The sequence below is a fragment of the Arthrobacter sp. PsM3 genome (assembly GCF_030433895.1).
GTDB lineage: Bacteria > Actinomycetota > Actinomycetes > Actinomycetales > Micrococcaceae > Arthrobacter.
Window position 1 is genome coordinate 86023 of the sequence record NZ_JARUXE010000015.1, and the last position, 15044, is coordinate 101066.

A 15044-nucleotide genomic window follows, 5' to 3' on the forward strand; every position below is an offset into this window, starting at 1 on the left:
CTGGAACCGCTGCCGCGGCTGCTGTATTTGCGGAACTCCGGCACGGCACTGCTCATCGACTGCAGCACCGGCGAGCCCGCGGTGCTGCATTTCGGAGCGGACCTGGGCCCTGATCTTCCGGATTTGTCCCTGCTGGGCGACCCCGTGCCGCCCTCATCCCTGGACATTCCCGTGACGCAGGGCCTGATCCCGCAGGCGTCCTCCGGCTGGCGTGGACGCCCCGGGCTCCGCGGCCACCGGAACGGCCGGTCGTTCTCCGCCCGGCTCCGCCTGGTGTCCGTAACGGAGGGTAAGGGCTGCTCCGCCGTCATCACACAGTCAGACCCCGACGCCGGCCTGACCCTCAGCACCGAAATCAAAATCAACGACGGTGGCCTGCTGCAGCTCCGGCACCGCCTCCAGAATGACGGCCCGGACGGCTATTCACTGGAGGAGCTCGCCGCGGTGCTGCCCGTGGGGCGTGCCGCAGGCGAAATCCTGGACCTGACGGGACGCTGGTGCCGCGAGGCCCACCCCCAGCGGCTGCCGATGCGGCAGGGCACCTGGGTGCGCTCCGGCCGGCACGGACGCACGGGTCACGATTCCTCACTGCTGCTGGCCGCGGGAACCCCGGGGTTCGGCAACCGGCACGGGCAGGTCTGGGCCGTTCACCTGGGCTGGAGCGGCAACCACGAAAGCTTCGTGGAGACGATCGGCGACGGACGCTCGGTCATTGGCGCCTCGGAGCTGCTGGGCTCCGGCGAGGTCACCCTGGCCCCAGGAACCGGCTACCAGACGCCCTGGCTCTTTGCCGCCTACTCGGACGCCGGGCTGGACGGTATCAGCGACTCGTTCTACGCCTGGTTCCGTGCCCGGGCGCACCATCCCGGCACACGGTCCGGGAAGCCGCGCCCCGTGGTGTTGAACGTATGGGAGGCCGTGTACTTTGACCACCGGCTCACCACGCTCCTGGAGTTGGCCGACTCCGCCGCCGCGCTCGGCGTCGAGCGCTATGTCCTCGACGACGGCTGGTTCCGCGGCCGCCGCGACGACCACGCCGGCCTGGGCGACTGGTACGTGGACGAACAGCTCTGGCCGGACGGGCTGCACCCCCTGATCGACGCCGTCACCGCGCACGGCATGGAATTCGGCCTGTGGGTCGAGCCGGAGATGGTCAATGAGGATTCGGACCTTGCCCGCGCGCACCCGGACTGGATCTCCGGCCCGGGCCCGCTCCGCCAGGGGCCGGGCTCACCGGGCCGGCTGCCGGAGCAATGGCGGCACCAGCAGGTGCTGGACCTGGTCAACCCGGAGGCGTGGCAGTACATCTTTGACCGGCTCGACTCACTCCTGAGCGAGCACCGCATCAGCTATCTCAAATGGGACCAGAACAGAGATCTCACGGAAATGGGGCACGGGGGCAGCCCTTCCGTCCACGCCCAGACGCTGGCCGTGTACCGGCTGTTGGATGAACTGCGGAAGGCCCATCCCGGCGTCGAAATTGAGAGCTGCTCCTCTGGCGGGGCGCGCGTGGATCTGGGTATTCTCGAACGCACCGACAGGGTCTGGGCCTCCGACTGTAACGACGCCCTGGAACGCCAGACCATTCAGCGGTGGACCGGGGTGGTGGTGCCGCCGGAGCTGGTCGGAGCGCACATCGGGCCGGGGACCTCGCACACCACAGCCCGCACCCACGAACTGTCCTTCCGCGCCATTACCGCTATGTTCGGCCACTTCGGCCTGGAATGGGACGTCCGCCAGCTCCGGGGTGCGGAACGGGATGAGCTTGCAGCCGTCATCGCGCTTTACAAGGAGCACCGTTCGTTGCTGCACAGCGGGCGCATGGTGCGGGCCGACGAGCGGGACCCCTCGCTGATGCTGCACGGCGCCGTCTCGCACGACGGCTCCGAAGCGCTGTTCGCGCTGGTGTCGGTGGCGACGTCCTTCTCCGAAGTTCCCGGATGCGTGCCCCTGCCCGGGCTGCTGCCCGACCAGAACTACCGGGTGGAGCTTGCCTATCCGGCCCCGGACAGCGGACACGCTTTCATTCAGACGCGCCCGCCTGCCTGGCTGGCAGCCGGGATTGAGGCGAGCGGCCGTTTCCTCGCTGGGTCCGGCCTGCCGATGCCCGTCCTGAATCCGGAACACGGCCTGCTCCTGAGTGCGCGGGCCGTCCCCGGCCCCGCGGGGAAGCACAGCTAGCATGGCCGGGATTGTGAAGCGCGCCTTTCAGCTCGCGGACGGGCGCGACATCATTTACTTCGACGACGCCGATACCGCACTCCCAGCGGAACGCTCGCCGGACCTGCGTGCACCGGCGCCGCGGCCGCCAACGGCCCTCATGCGGCAGGATGTGCTGACCGGCGAATGGATTTCGGTGGCTTCGGCCCGCCAGAACCGGGTAGTGCTCCCGCCCTCGCACCTGGATCCGCTGGCGCCGGCCTCGGCAGGGAACCCCTCGGAGATTCCCAGCCCCTACGATGTGGCTGTCTTCGAAAACAAGTCGCCGTCCTTCGGACCGGAGCTGACCGGCCCGCTGGCGCCGGACGGGCTCGAGGATCTTTCGCGTATTGGCCTGGGGCGCAGCCGCCAGTCCGTGGGCCGCTGCGAGGTCGTGTGCTTCTCCCCGGAACACACCGGATCGCTCGCCCGGGTATCGCTGTCCCGGATGCGGACCGTGATGGAAGCCTGGGCGGACCGGACAGCGGCCCTGTCCGCGATGCCCGGCGTGCAGCAGGTTTTCCCTTTCGAGAACCGCGGCGAAGAGATCGGGGTGACCCTGCACCACCCGCATGGGCAGATCTACGCCTACCCGTTCATCACCCCGCGCACCCAGACACTCATCCGCTCGCTGGAGCGGTACGGCCGTTCGCTCTTCGAGGATGTCCTCACGTTCGAGCGGAACTCCGAGCGGGTGGTGCTCCGGGGCGACCGGTGGACGGCCTTCGTGCCTTTCGCGGCGCGCTGGCCCCTGGAAGTCCATATCCTGCCGCACCGCCAGGTTCCCGACCTCGCGGCCACGAGCGCCGAGGAGCGCGACGAGTTTGCCCTGCTGTACGGCCGGCTGCTGCGCGGTGTGGATGCGCTGTATCCGACGCCGACCCCTTATATCTCCGCCTGGCATCAGGCGCCCGTCCGGGCCCACCGGCACGATATCCGGCTGATGCTCCAGCTGACCTCCCCCAGGCGCGAGGAAACAAAACTGAAGTACCTTGCCGGTTCGGAGGCGGCGATGGGAGCGTTCATCGCCGACATCGTCCCGGAAACCGCCGCTGGCAGGCTCCGGGACGTCATCGAGGGGTGACCGGGTTTGTTAGACCCGGACCAGCCCGGCGACGTCGGCCAGCAGCTGCACCGAACGCAGCCGGGCCTCGGTCCCGGTGCTCTGGTGCGCGACGATGAGCTCGTCGGCATCGGCGTGGGCGGTGAATTCGTCCAGGTATTCCAGCACGGCGTCCGGCGTTCCCACGGCGGAATATTTCATCATCTGGGCCACGTGCTGGCCCTGCGGCGAGTCCAGGACCATGTCCGCCTCGTCGTCGCTGAACTCGCGGCCGCCACCGAAGAAGAGCGAGACGCGGGCACGCTTGGTGGCATGGAACATCTGCTGCGCCTCGGCCGCGGAATCCGCCGCGATCACGTTGACGCCGGCGATCACGTGCGGGGCGTCGAGCTGCGCGGATGGCTGGAAGTCGCGGCGGTACACGGCGACGGCGTCCTGGAGTGCGTTCGGCGCGAAGTGCGAGGCGAAAGCGTACGGCAGGCCCAGCTGCGCGGCCAGCTTGGCGCCGAACAGCGAGGATCCCAGGATGTACAGCGGCACGTTGGTGCCTTTGCCGGGGGTGGCTTCCACGCCCGGGATGCGGGTGGGACCGCTCAGGTAGCCCTGGAGTTCCAGGACGTCCTGCGGGAAGCTGTCCGCGGACATCGGGTCCCGGCGCAGGGCCCGCAGCGTGTTCTGGTCGCTGCCGGGCGCACGGCCCAGGCCCAGGTCAATCCGGCCCGGGTGCAGGGTCTCCAGGGTGCCGAACTGCTCGGCGATGGTCAGCGGCGAATGGTTGGGCAGCATCACGCCGCCGGCGCCGAGCCGGATGCTCTCGGTCTGGGCGGCGATATGGGCGATCAGCACGCTGGTGGCCGAGGAAGCGATGGCGGACATGTTGTGGTGCTCGGCGTACCAGATCCGGCGGTAGCCCAGCTTCTCGGCGAGCTGCGCCATGGCCACGCTCCCCGCGAAGCTCTCAGCCGCTGTCTGGCCCTTGCCGATGGTTGCCAGGTCAAGGATGGAAAGCGGAACAGTCACGGAAAAGCCGGCCTTTCGTAAAGGGGAAGTCTCAGGCGCGGCACCGGGTCCCGGCACGCGCACACTGTGGACAACGACGCCGGGCTCCGGGTTATTTCTGCCTCAGCTGTGGCGCACCCCATGCCGTTTCCGGGTGCGGCTCACGGACATGGATAGTTGTAGTCCAGCCCGCCGGAGACGTACTGCGTCAAGACGACGCGGCCGCCGGGGGTGAGCGCCGGCAAAGAGCAGTTGGACTTGGCACCCGCCAGGGACCGCGCACCCGCGAGCCAACTCGGCAAGCCGGCGAGCGGACTGCTCGCCGGGACCGACCCGGCGATCTGCCCCCACTGGTAGCCGGTGGAGTAAAGGCCGACCGTCGCGTTGATGCTCTTGAAGTAAGCAGCCATCCCTTCCAGGTCGGCGACGTTGGCGGCCTTTTCGGCCTGCCAGCTGTTTCCGGTCTCGACATCCAGCCACCACAAGTACTTCTGCGGATTGGCGACCCCGCGGATCGTGGCGTCGTCGTAGGCCTTCGCGTAGCCGTAGATGTAGGAGCAGGCGTTGAAATTTTCCGGGTCGCTGCTGCAGTCTCCGTACGGGTTGGCCACGTCAGCGCCGCCGTAGTGGTTTGAGGTGGGCCACCAGGACCCCTGCAGGCCGGGGTTGGCCGTGTTGACGTAGAGCGCCACGCGCGGCTGGGCGGTGAGCGCCGGGTCCGGGGCTGTGTTTGCCCAGGCAAGTTCGGTTGCCAGGCACGGGTTGGTGGTGTTGGCGAGGCCGTTGTTCACCCCGACGATGGCAAACGCGGGCTGTTTGGGGAGGGTCTTTCCGCACTGGGGCCAGGAGACGTCGATGCCGACCGGCTCCGATGTCCGGGGCGGGGCGGCGTCCGCAGGCCCGCCGCCCAGAAGGACAAGGCCAAACGTGATGGCGGCGGAAGAAAGCTTCGTCAATACCCGGGTAGCCATGCCCCAGCTTACCTCCGTGCCCCGGCCGGGCGCGGAAACGCGCCGAGTGATGCGGCGGGCGGAATACTCAGCTGGCTTAGGGAGTTGCCGCCCCTATGAGCCATGACATCTCACAGCATCCGGAAATGTCCGCCACAATCGATCTCAAGGACGTGGGAACGGTCCACCGTCTGGGGTTCGGCGCCATGCGCATTGTCGGGGACGGCGTCTGGGGCGAGCCGGCAGACCGCCAGGCCGCCGTCGCCGTTGTCCGCCGGGCCGTCGAACTCGGCGTCGACTTCATTGACACCGCCGATTCCTACGGACCGAACATCAGCGAGGAGATCCTCGCCGAGGCCCTGCATCCCTACAAAGAGGGGCTGCGGATCGCCACCAAGGTCGGCTTCACCCGCACCGGCCCCCACCAGTGGGTGCCGCTGGGGCGCGCGGAGTACCTCCGCCAGCAGACGGAGCTGAGCCTGCGCAAGCTCAACGTCGACGCGCTGGATCTGCTGCAGCTGCACCGGATCGACCCCAAGGTGGATCCGGAGGAGCAGTTCACTGTGCTCCGCGACCTGCGGAAGGAGGGCAAGGTGAAGGCGCTGGGCCTCTCCCAGGTCAGCGTCGCCGAGATCGAGGAAGCCGGGAAGTACTTCACCGTCTCCACTGTGCAGAACCGCTACAACCTGACCGACCGCAGCTCCGAGGACGTCCTCAACTATGCCGAGGCAAACGGCATCGGATTCATCCCCTGGGCGCCGATCTCCGCCGGGGAACTGGCCCAGCCCGGCGGCCCGTTGGACGAGGCCGCCAAACGGCTCGGCGCCACCACCTCGCAAGTGGCCCTTGCCTGGCTGCTGCGCCGCTCCCCCGTCATGATGCCGATCCCCGGCACCGGTTCGGTCAACCACCTCGAAGAGAACCTGGCCGCTGCCGGCGTCGTCCTGGATGACGCCACGTACGCCGAACTCGAATCCGCACACTAATCCCTTTTACTTTCAGCGCCGGCCGTGTGGCCGGCAGAACAGGAGCCTGACATGGCTAACATCCTGATGGTCGTATCCGCCGCCGATTCCCTCACCATGCGCGACGGCAGCGAACACCCCACCGGCTACTGGGCGGAGGAACTGGTGGTCTCCCACCAGACACTCCTCAGCGCCGGACACACCGTCCACATCGCTACCCCCGGCGGCGCAAAGCCCACGGTCGACGAGGTCAGCCTCGCCGCCGAATCCGCCGGCGGCCAGGACCGCGCCGACAGCTTCCGGAAGTACCTGTCCGGGCTCGACACCGAGCTGTCCGCGCCGCTGGCACTGGCTAACGTCGAGCTCTCCGGTTATGACGCAATCGTGCTGCCCGGCGGCCACGGGCCCATGACCGACCTCTACCGGGACGCGGATCTCGGCAAGCTCCTGGCTGCGGCGAACACGGCGGGTAAGGTCATCGCCCCGTTCTGCCACGGCCCGGCCGGCCTGCTGAGCGCCACGGACGACGCCGGGACGTTCGCCTTTGCGGGACGCCGCCTCACCGTTTTCACCAACGAGGAGGAACTCAATGGCGGCACCGGCGCCAATACGCCGTGGTTCGTGGAGGACGCGCTAAAGGACAAGGGCGCGATCATCGAGAACGCCGCCGCCTGGACGTCGCATGTGGTGCGCGACGGCAATCTGATCAGCGGCCAGAACCCCCAGTCCAGCGAGGACGTGGCGAAGGAAGTCCTCAAGGCCCTCGCCGAATAGCACTGGCATAGCTGCCATTAGCCGGGTCCGGGGCCGCCGGACCCGGCTATGCTGTCGGCATGGCCATCAAATCCACTGCAGACAAAATCGCCACCATCCAGAAGGGGTACATCCTCGAGGGCCCCACGATCGAGCTGGGTGCTGCCATCATCGACGGTGAAGTCCGCAAGGAGGCCCCCGTCCGGCTCCCGCTCTCCATGATGAACCGTCACGGCCTGGTGGCCGGCGCTACCGGCACGGGCAAGACCGTCACGCTGCACATGATGGCCGAACAGCTCTCCACCGCGGGGGTCCCGGTCTTCCTGGCGGATATCAAGGGCGACCTCTCCGGGCTGGCGACTGCAGCCACCGGCAGCGAAAAACTGATCGCCCGCACGGACGGGATCGGCCAGTCCTGGTCCGGCAGGACTTTCCCGGTGGAGTTCCTGGCCCTCGGCGGCGACGGCCACGGCATCCCGGTCCGCGCCACCATCACGTCCTTCGGCCCCATCCTGCTCTCCCGCATCATGGAACTCAACGACACGCAGGAATCGAGCCTGCAGCTGGTCTTCCATTTCGCGGACAAGAACGGACTCGAGCTGATTGACCTGAAGGACCTGCGCGCGGTCATCCAGTTCCTCACCTCCAAGGACGGCAAGGACGAACTCGAGGAACTCGGCGGGCTGTCCAAGGCCACCGCCGGCGTCATCCTCCGTGAACTGATCACCCTCGAGGCGCAGGGCATGGAAAAGTTCTTCGGCGAACCCGAGTTCGACACCGCCGAACTGCTGCGCACGGCCCCGGACGGCCGCGGCGTCATCACCTGCCTCGAGCTGCCCACGCTCCAAACCAAGCCGATGCTGTTCTCCACCTTCCTGATGTGGCTGCTGGCCGACTTGTTCGAGGACCTGCCCGAGGCCGGTGACCTGGACAAGCCGAAACTCGTGTTCTTCCTGGACGAAGCCCATCTGCTGTTCAACGGTGCCTCGAAGGCCTTCCTGGATGCCATCACCACCACCGTGCGGCTGATCCGGTCCAAGGGCGTCGGCATCTTCTTCGTCACCCAGACCCCCAAGGATGTCCCGGCCGAGGTCCTGGGGCAGCTCGCCAACCGGGTCCAGCACGCCCTCCGGGCCTACACTCCGGAGGATGCGAAGGCGCTCAAAGCGACCGTCTCCACCTTCCCGATGAGCGACTACGACCTCGAGGAAACCCTTACCTCCGCGGGGATCGGCGAAGCTGTCATCACCGTGATGAATGAGAAGGGAGCCCCGACGCCGGTGGCGCTCACCAGGCTCCGCGCCCCGGAGTCGGTCATGGGCCCCAGCGCCGACGCGCTCATCGCCAGCACCGTGGCCGGCTCGGCCCTTCTGCCCAAGTACGGCACCGCCGTCGACAACGTCTCCGCCTTCGAGAAGATCGCCGGGAAGGCTTCGGCTGCCACCGGTGCGGCAGCCCCGGCGTCGCCGGCCCCACATGGCGGGGGCACCCCGGACGTCGACGCCGAAGCGCGGCGGATCGAAGAGGAAATCCTGGGCCGCCCCAGCAGCCGGCCCGCGCCGGCGCCCGAGCGGCAGGAACCGCGGCAGGAACCGCGGCAGTCCCCACGGCCGCCGTCGGATGACGGCGGCCTCGCCGGAGCCCTTGGTGGCGCTCTGGGCGGGGGACTCAAAAGCATGGCCCGGTCGCTGGGGACACAGCTCGGGCGTGAACTGCTGCGCGGGGTCTTCGGCACGGCACCCAAGCGCCGCCGCCGCTAGGAGCCAGCCGAAACGGTTCCTCCCCTGACGGGGGCGATCCGCGCGGCCCTGGCCGCCGGAGCGGGCCGCCTTGGGTGCAGAGCCTGCCGCGTGCAGCCGCTGTGACAAGAGGATTCCGCTGGGGTGCAGGTAACGTAAGGTACGTGCAAATCAGTCAGGCGTTGGTCAGGATCGCAGCCGGGTGGCTGCTGGGCCTGATGCTCGCCGTGGCCGGGGGCATCGTTGCTATCAATATCGTGAACAACACCATCGCGAGCCCGCAGCAGCCTGTCCGCGAGTACCTCGACGCTTTGCAGAAGGGCGAAGGCGAGAAGGCCCTCGGCCTGTTGCGCGCCTCGGTCCCCCAGGGAAACGCTGCCATGCTGGACGGCACGGCGCTGCAGACGGCGTCCGCGCGGATCAGCGGTGTGAAGTACGGCGAGGCCGAGGACCGCGGCGGCAACCGGGTCATGGTGCCGATTGACTACACGATTGACGGCAGCCAGCTGCGGACCGAGTTCCTGCTGGAAAAGTCCGGCGTGGAATGGCTGTTCTTCCATAAGTGGGCCTTCGTCCCGGCCGCTCTTCCGGTCCTGGACGTCACGGTGGTCAACTCCAGCGAGGCCATCCTGAACGGGGTCCCGGTGAACATGCCCAACGGCCGCAACTCCTTCGCCGTCTTCTACCCGGGCGAGTACGAAGCTTCACTGGCCGGTGCGTACTTCTCCGCACCGCCCGCCAAGGCCACGCTGTCCGGCCGGGACGTCCCCGTCGCTCCCCTGAACCTCATGACCGAAGCCACCGACGGGCTGAAGGACGCGGTGGGCGGCAAGGTCAGGGAGTTCCTGGACACCTGCGCCGACACCGCCGACAAGGAGCAGAAGCTCCAGCCGGACTGCCCGTTCTACCACACCACCAACAACCGCGTCGTCGACGGCACCATCGACTGGAGCATCACCGAGTACCCCACCGTCAGTATCGAACCCTTCGGCGGACGCTGGGTGGTGGCACCCCTGAACGGCAAAGCCCGGATCAAGGCCCGGCAGGTGGACCTGTTCACCGGCGCCGTGACGGAGCTCAACGCAGTCCACGACTTCAGCTTCACCACCCGCCTGGACGTCGACGACGACACCGTCAAGGTCACCCCGCTGCTGAGCTACTAGGGCTGCTGGGGAGCACCCCGGACCAGGGACAAAAAGGCTGCTGTCCGTGACGCGGTGGTCACGAACAGCAGCCAAAGTGCGCCACCCCTGCGGAGGTCAGTCCATGCCGCGCAGGTCCAGCACCAGTTCGGTGTCGCCGTCGGCCTGCAGCAGGACCGGGATGCCCCAGTCCTGCTGGTACAGGTGGCAGGCTGCGTGGTCAGGGATCTCGCCGTCCGCGTCTTCCGGGCCGTCGCAGGCAGCGGCGCGGGCGGTAATGTGCAGCACACCTTCGGGCACGTCGGAGGCGAGTTCCAGGGTGCGGAGCAGGCCCACCGAGGTCCCGCCGCCGGCCAGCAGCAGTTCCGGCGGCGTCGAGGAGATCTTCAGCTGGGTCGGGTCGCCCCAGCGGTCATCGAGTTTCTGGCCGGTCGGCGCGGTGAAACGGACGGTCAGTTCCAGCAGCCCGGGGGCCACGGGGCTCTTGGGCCGGTGGGTCTGGGCCGCACCCTCGTCGACCTGCTGCGCTTCCTTGGGGATCGGCACGTACACCAGCTGGTGCTTGTTTGCCTCGACCACCACCAGGAGAGGCTCGGCGCCGGCCACGTGTGTGTGGTCCACAATCACGTCGGAGGGCTCGGACAGCCCGCGCGCCAGGGTGGAGACCAGGCCCGAGGCGGGGTCGTAGCGGCGGACGGCACCGTTGTAGGTATCGGCGATCGCCACCGAGCCGTCCGGCAGCACAGTAACGCCCAGCGGGTGCTGCAGCCGGGCGTCGGAGGCCTTTCCGTCACGGAAACCAAAGTCGAACAGGCCCTTGCCGACGGCGGACTCGACGGTGACAGCGCCGCCGTCGCCGATCACGAGCTTGCGCAGGGCCGAGGTCTCGGAATCCGCCACCCAGATGTTGCCGTCCGCGTCCTCGGCGAGACCGGAGGACTGGGCGAACCAGGCCTCCTCCGCCGGTCCGTCGAGCAGACCCTCGAGTCCGTTGCCGGCGATGATGGACACGGCGCCGGAGCGCGGGTCGAAGCTGAAGATCTGGTGCACGCCGGCCATCGCAACCACAACGGCGTCCAGCTTGGCGGACCAGACCACGTCCCAGGGCGAGCTGAGGGAAACCTGCAGCGGGTCCGCTTCCAGCCGGGCACCATAGGCGGCACCCTCCTCGTCGACCCGGGCCGGTCCCGTCTCCAGGAGCCGCTGCACGCCGTTGCCGGCCAGCGTGGTGACGTTTCCGTCCGCGAGGTTCAGCCCGCGCAGGCGGTGGTTCACGGAGTCGGCGATGACGACGTCGTAGCCGGCCTCCGCGGCGGCGTCCTCCGGGAGCAGGACCAGGCCCTGTGGTTCGTTGAACCGGGCCGTTGCGGCATTGCCGTCGGCGTGGCCCTTGTCGCCGGAACCGTAGGTGGCGAGAACTGTCTGGAAGTCGGTGGACAGCTCCACGAGGCGGTGGTGGCCGGTGTCGGTCACCAGCCAGGATCCCGCATCCGCAGCGCTTCCGACGCCCCGGCCATCCGGAAGGAACAGGGCTTTGCCGGGGAACCGCAGCGTGCCCGACGTCGGCTCCGGCGCCACATAGGGCCCGTCGCCGCGGTGCAGGGTGCCTTTCGCCTCATGCTCGGCGATCAGCTCGGGGATAAGCACCGCGAGGCCGTCGGCGTGGCCTTCGCCGGAGAGGTGGGCCACGATGTAACCCTCAGGATCGATCACCACCAGCGTGGGCCACGCGCGTGCCGTGTAGGCCTTCCAGGTGTCCAGCTCGGGATCATCCAGGACCGGGTGGCGGATCTCGTAACGCTCGACGGCGGCGGCGAGGGCCACCGGATCAGCCTCGTGCTCGAACTTGGGAGAGTGCACACCGACCGTGACGAGGACGTCGGAGTACTGCTGCTCGAGCGGGCGGAGCTCGTCCAGCACATGCAGGCAGTTGATGCAGCAGAAGGTCCAGAAGTCCAGCAGCACGATCTTGCCGCGCAGGGATTCCAAGTCCAGGGACTTGCCGCCGGTGTTGAGCCAGTTGCGGCCCACCAGCTCGGAGGCCCGGACCCGGAGGTGGGTGCGTACGGTTTCGGTCATGAGCGTCCTTCCAGCTTTGAGTTGCGTTCGGCCAGCCTGGCATCGCGCTCGGCCAATTTGGCAAACATATCGTTGTAAGCGGTGAGATCGGCGTCGTTATTCCTGTCCGCCGCGCGGTCGGTGCGCTTGGACTCGCGCTCATCGGAGCGGGACCACATGACTGCGACGCCGATGGCCACCAGCAGCGTGGGCACTTCGCCGATGCCCCAGGCCACCGCGCCGCCCATCTGCTGGTCCAGCAGGGCTGGGGGCCCCCAGGTCCGGCCGAGGTTGCCGAAGTAGTCCGCAGCCAGCAGCCCGGTTCCGCCCATGATGGCGACGCCGAAGAACGCATGGAACCCCATCGTGGCCAGCAGGAGCAGCAGCCGCATGGGGTAGGGGGCGCGCCGGGGCAGCGGGTCGGTGCCGATCATGGTCAGCACGAAGATGTAGCCGGTGAGGGCGAAGTGCAGGTTCATCAGTTCGTGGCCCACGTGGTCACGCATGGCGTACCCGAACGCCTCCGAGTAATAGAACAGCACGATCGAGCCGGCAAAGTTGGCGGCGGCGAACAGCGGATGCGTCACGAGCTGGGCGAACTTGGAGTGGATGAAGACCAGCAGCCATTCCCGGGGGCCGCGCGAGCTGTCCCGCCGCGGCGTGAGGGCGCGCAGGGCCAGCGTCACCGGGGCGCCGAGGACCAGGAAAATGGGCGCCACCATGGTCAGGGCCATGTGGTCCACCATGTGGGCCGAGAACAGGACGCGGCCGTACACCGACGGCGGACCGGAAGTCACATAGGTCAGGACCCCGAGGCCGATCAGCCAGTTGACGGCCCGGAACCAGGACCAGGAGTCGCCGCGGCGAAGCACCTTCCGCATGCCGAGGATGTACGCCACGAGGCCAAAGACCGCAAGGGCGACCCAGAGCCAGTCGAGGCGCCACTCGGTCAGCCAGCGATCCGGGGTCAGTTCCGGCGGCAGATCGTAGCCGGAGACAATGAAGGCCGGGGTGGCGTCCGGCGCGGACGCCTCGCTCTGCGGCGGCGCGGAGCGACCCAGCGCGACGGCGATGCCCGAGGTCGCTCCCATGATCAGCAGCTCAGCTATGACGAGTTGCCAGAGCACTCGGCGCGCGGATAGCCCCCCACCTGCGCTGCCCAGCTGCGGGATGACCCAGCGGCGGTGCATCAGGCCGATGCCGCCGAGGACGAGGGTTGCCGCGGCTTTGGCCAGGATCAGCTGCCCGTAGGCCGAACCGAACAGGTCGTTCCAGGAGGTGAGGCGGATGCTGGAATTGATCACCCCGGAGGCGAAGACGAGGACGAACGCTAGCCCGGCCAGGGAGGAGAAGCGCCGGAGCGTCGGCTCGGTGATATCCGGGCGGCTGCCCGACGTCGAGCCGGACGCCGCGCCTCCCAGGACGCCGGAGAGCAGAGCCAGCATGATGATGCCGCCGACCCAGGCCGATACCCCGATCAGGTGCAGGCCGAGCGAGTTGATGGCGCCTTCGTGGTCAGCCGAGCTGGCGGAGTGGCCGATCAGCGCTGACGGCACGAGCCCGATGAGGGAGAGGATCAGGGTCGCCACCAGGGCGCCCTGGGAGCGGACGCCAAAGAGTGAGGTGGTGACAACGGCGGCAATGATGACAACGGACAGCCAGGCGCGGCCGGTCTCGATGTCGGTCATGAAGTACACCAGGGACCGGGTGAACTCCGCGTCCCCGGAGACCCCCTGTCCGGCGATGTCCGCGAAGCTCAGCACTAGGACGGCAATCGCTGAAAGCGTCCAGACGGCGCCAGCCGCCGCCGCGACAGCCAGGGCGCGGGTGAAAGCCGGATGTTCCGGGAGGTCCTTGGCCTTGGAGCGCGAGCCGGCAAGTGAGCGGGGCAGGATTCCGACGGCGAAGAGCAGCCCGCCGATCACGGTGGCCAGCGAGGCGTTATGGATGGCCTTGCTGACGGGCAGGCCCCAGCGGACCAGGGCACCCGGATCGGAGACCCCGCGGGCAGCCGCGGCGCCGGAGAACAGCAGGGCGGCAACCAGTCCCAGGAACAGCGCCGCCAGGCCCGCGAAAAGCCAGGGCCGGGAGATCCCGCCTGGACCCACAACAGGACCTCGCGCTCCCCCGGTCGGGGTGGGAGCTGCTGCTGTGGCACGGGGATTTGCTGCGGAAGGCACAGTTCCATTGTCCGCTACCCCCGCCTGCTCACCGAATCGAGCGTGGTCCGCAATGGTTCTGGTGCTCCGCTGTCTGCCGCCGTTAACGTGAAAGGAGCGGCGCCCCCAGGGGTCACCGCTCCTTTCAAGCGTTCAAGAAGACTACTTCTTCTTGGAGACTGCAGCCTTCAGCTTGGAGCCTGCGGTCAGCTTGACGCTGTGGCCCGCGGCGATCTGAATGGTCTCGCCCGTCTGCGGGTTGCGGCCGGTGCGAGCTGCACGGTCGGTGCGCTCAACTGCAAGCCAGCCCGGGATGGTGATCTTTTCGCCCGCGGCGACAGAGGTCTCGAAGACCTCGAACAATGCATCCAGCACGGAGTTGACGGCTGCCTGGCTGGTGCCGGCCTTGCCTGCTACCTCTGCAACAAGTTCACTTCGGTTCTTAGCCATTTATGTCCTCCTGGACGGTCATGATTCCTGGAGCCTGCACACGGCATGCGCACAAGCCACTGTTCGAAAACTTACCAGCTTGCCGCCGCCGAGGCGGCAAATTCCGCGTGTTTTCGGCCTTTTTTGGGGAAAAACCCGGGATTTGGCGCCTTTCTGGCCAATATTTCGCCATCAGCGGACGCTCCCCCAGTCCCGGCAAGGTCCGCCCTAAGCGTCCCCCGCAGCCCGCGTCTTCCGGGCCAGCGCGCGCCGGACCCCAGGGGGAACGACGGCGGCGCCCGCCACTTCGGCGCCCCCCCTACGGGTCCGGCCTGGCCTGGACTGGACGGGGGCGGCCGTACGCCGGCTGCGGGCCGGGCTTGGCCTGGGGCGGCCAGAAGTCGGGATTGCAGCGGCCGCAGGCGGGCTGCGGGCTGGGCTTGTGCCAGTGAGCGTCTGAATTCTCTGTGGGGTCTGGAAGCCCCGGGGACGCCGCCCTCCCGTCCGACGGCGCTACTGAGAGGGGTTTGGTGGTTAAATGCGGGAGAGCCCCGACCATGGTGGTTGGGGCTCTCGACCGTTTAATGA

11 protein-coding genes are annotated in these 15044 nt (G+C 68.1%); 6 read left to right on the forward strand and 5 right to left on the reverse strand.

Translation table 11 applies throughout. The annotated features are described in order from the left end of the window. Positions 1-9 precede the first annotated feature (9 nt). Both QCD75_RS10155 and galT read left to right on the forward strand, forming a co-directional pair. Complete coding sequence (locus QCD75_RS10155) at positions 10-2181, forward strand: alpha-galactosidase (RefSeq protein ID WP_441005465.1); 2172 nt, start codon at positions 10-12, stop codon at positions 2179-2181. 1 nt (position 2182) lies between these two features. Next, on the forward strand, positions 2183-3283 hold the full coding sequence (galT, locus tag QCD75_RS10160) for a galactose-1-phosphate uridylyltransferase (RefSeq protein ID WP_301228195.1): 1101 nt from the start codon (positions 2183-2185) through the stop codon (positions 3281-3283). Positions 3284-3292: 9 nt separating this feature from the next. On the opposite strand, the gene QCD75_RS10165 is transcribed toward galT, so the two are convergent. Next, positions 3293-4282: an LLM class flavin-dependent oxidoreductase gene (locus QCD75_RS10165; RefSeq protein WP_301228197.1), complete on the reverse strand. Its 990-nt coding sequence runs from the start codon at positions 4280-4282 to the stop codon at positions 3293-3295. 140 nt (positions 4283-4422) lie between these two features. After that, positions 4423-5232 (reverse strand): hypothetical protein, encoded by an 810-nt coding sequence (locus tag QCD75_RS10170; RefSeq protein ID WP_301228199.1) that lies wholly within the window; start codon positions 5230-5232, stop codon positions 4423-4425. Positions 5233-5357: 125 nt separating this feature from the next. Between QCD75_RS10170 and QCD75_RS10175 the strand changes: the two genes are divergently transcribed. The 4 genes from QCD75_RS10175 to QCD75_RS10190 all read left to right on the forward strand — a co-directional run bounded on the left by QCD75_RS10175 (position 5358) and on the right by QCD75_RS10190 (position 9831). Continuing rightward, positions 5358-6197, forward strand: coding sequence for an aldo/keto reductase (locus tag QCD75_RS10175; RefSeq protein WP_441005463.1), 840 nt, complete (start codon positions 5358-5360; stop codon positions 6195-6197). Positions 6198-6248: 51 nt separating this feature from the next. Beyond that, a complete protein-coding gene (locus tag QCD75_RS10180; RefSeq protein WP_301228203.1) occupies positions 6249-6950 on the forward strand; it encodes a type 1 glutamine amidotransferase domain-containing protein in 702 nt (233 codons plus the stop codon). A 59-nt stretch (positions 6951-7009) separates the two neighbouring features. Then, entirely contained in the window at positions 7010-8689 is a 1680-nt protein-coding gene (locus tag QCD75_RS10185; protein ID WP_301228205.1) for a helicase HerA-like domain-containing protein, read from the forward strand. A gap of 149 nt (positions 8690-8838) precedes the next feature. Beyond that, positions 8839-9831, forward strand: a complete 993-nt coding sequence (locus tag QCD75_RS10190) for a hypothetical protein (RefSeq protein WP_301228221.1) — start codon at positions 8839-8841, stop codon at positions 9829-9831. 96 nt (positions 9832-9927) lie between these two features. Here QCD75_RS10190 and QCD75_RS10195 read toward each other — a convergent pair whose 3' ends face one another. From QCD75_RS10195 to QCD75_RS10205, 3 genes are all read right to left on the reverse strand, one after another. Further along, positions 9928-11889, reverse strand: coding sequence for an NHL domain-containing thioredoxin family protein (locus QCD75_RS10195; protein WP_301228208.1), 1962 nt, complete (start codon positions 11887-11889; stop codon positions 9928-9930). Then, positions 11886-14048 carry a cytochrome c oxidase assembly protein gene (locus QCD75_RS10200; RefSeq protein WP_441005464.1) on the reverse strand — a complete coding sequence of 721 codons (2163 nt, stop codon included), beginning with the start codon at positions 14046-14048 and terminating at the stop codon, positions 11886-11888. Before QCD75_RS10200 ends, QCD75_RS10195 begins: the two co-directional genes overlap by 4 nt. Before the next feature lie 141 nt (positions 14049-14189). Beyond that, complete coding sequence (locus tag QCD75_RS10205; protein ID WP_024367639.1) at positions 14190-14477, reverse strand: HU family DNA-binding protein; 288 nt, start codon at positions 14475-14477, stop codon at positions 14190-14192. Between the last annotated feature and the right edge of the window lie 567 nt (positions 14478-15044).

Excerpts from the sequence above, each read along its gene's own strand:
- QCD75_RS10180 (WP_301228203.1), top strand. The coding sequence starts at position 6,249 with ATGGCTAACATCCTGATGGTCGTATCCGCCGCCGATTCCCTCACCATG.
- QCD75_RS10205 (WP_024367639.1), bottom strand. The coding sequence starts at position 14,477 with ATGGCTAAGAACCGAAGTGAACTTGTTGCAGAGGTAGCAGGCAAGGCC.
- QCD75_RS10170 (WP_301228199.1), bottom strand. The coding sequence starts at position 5,232 with ATGGCTACCCGGGTATTGACGAAGCTTTCTTCCGCCGCCATCACGTTT.
- galT (WP_301228195.1), top strand. The coding sequence starts at position 2,183 with ATGGCCGGGATTGTGAAGCGCGCCTTTCAGCTCGCGGACGGGCGCGAC.
- QCD75_RS10175 (WP_441005463.1), top strand. The coding sequence starts at position 5,358 with ATGTCCGCCACAATCGATCTCAAGGACGTGGGAACGGTCCACCGTCTG.
- QCD75_RS10195 (WP_301228208.1), bottom strand. The coding sequence starts at position 11,889 with ATGACCGAAACCGTACGCACCCACCTCCGGGTCCGGGCCTCCGAGCTG.
- QCD75_RS10185 (WP_301228205.1), top strand. The coding sequence starts at position 7,010 with ATGGCCATCAAATCCACTGCAGACAAAATCGCCACCATCCAGAAGGGG.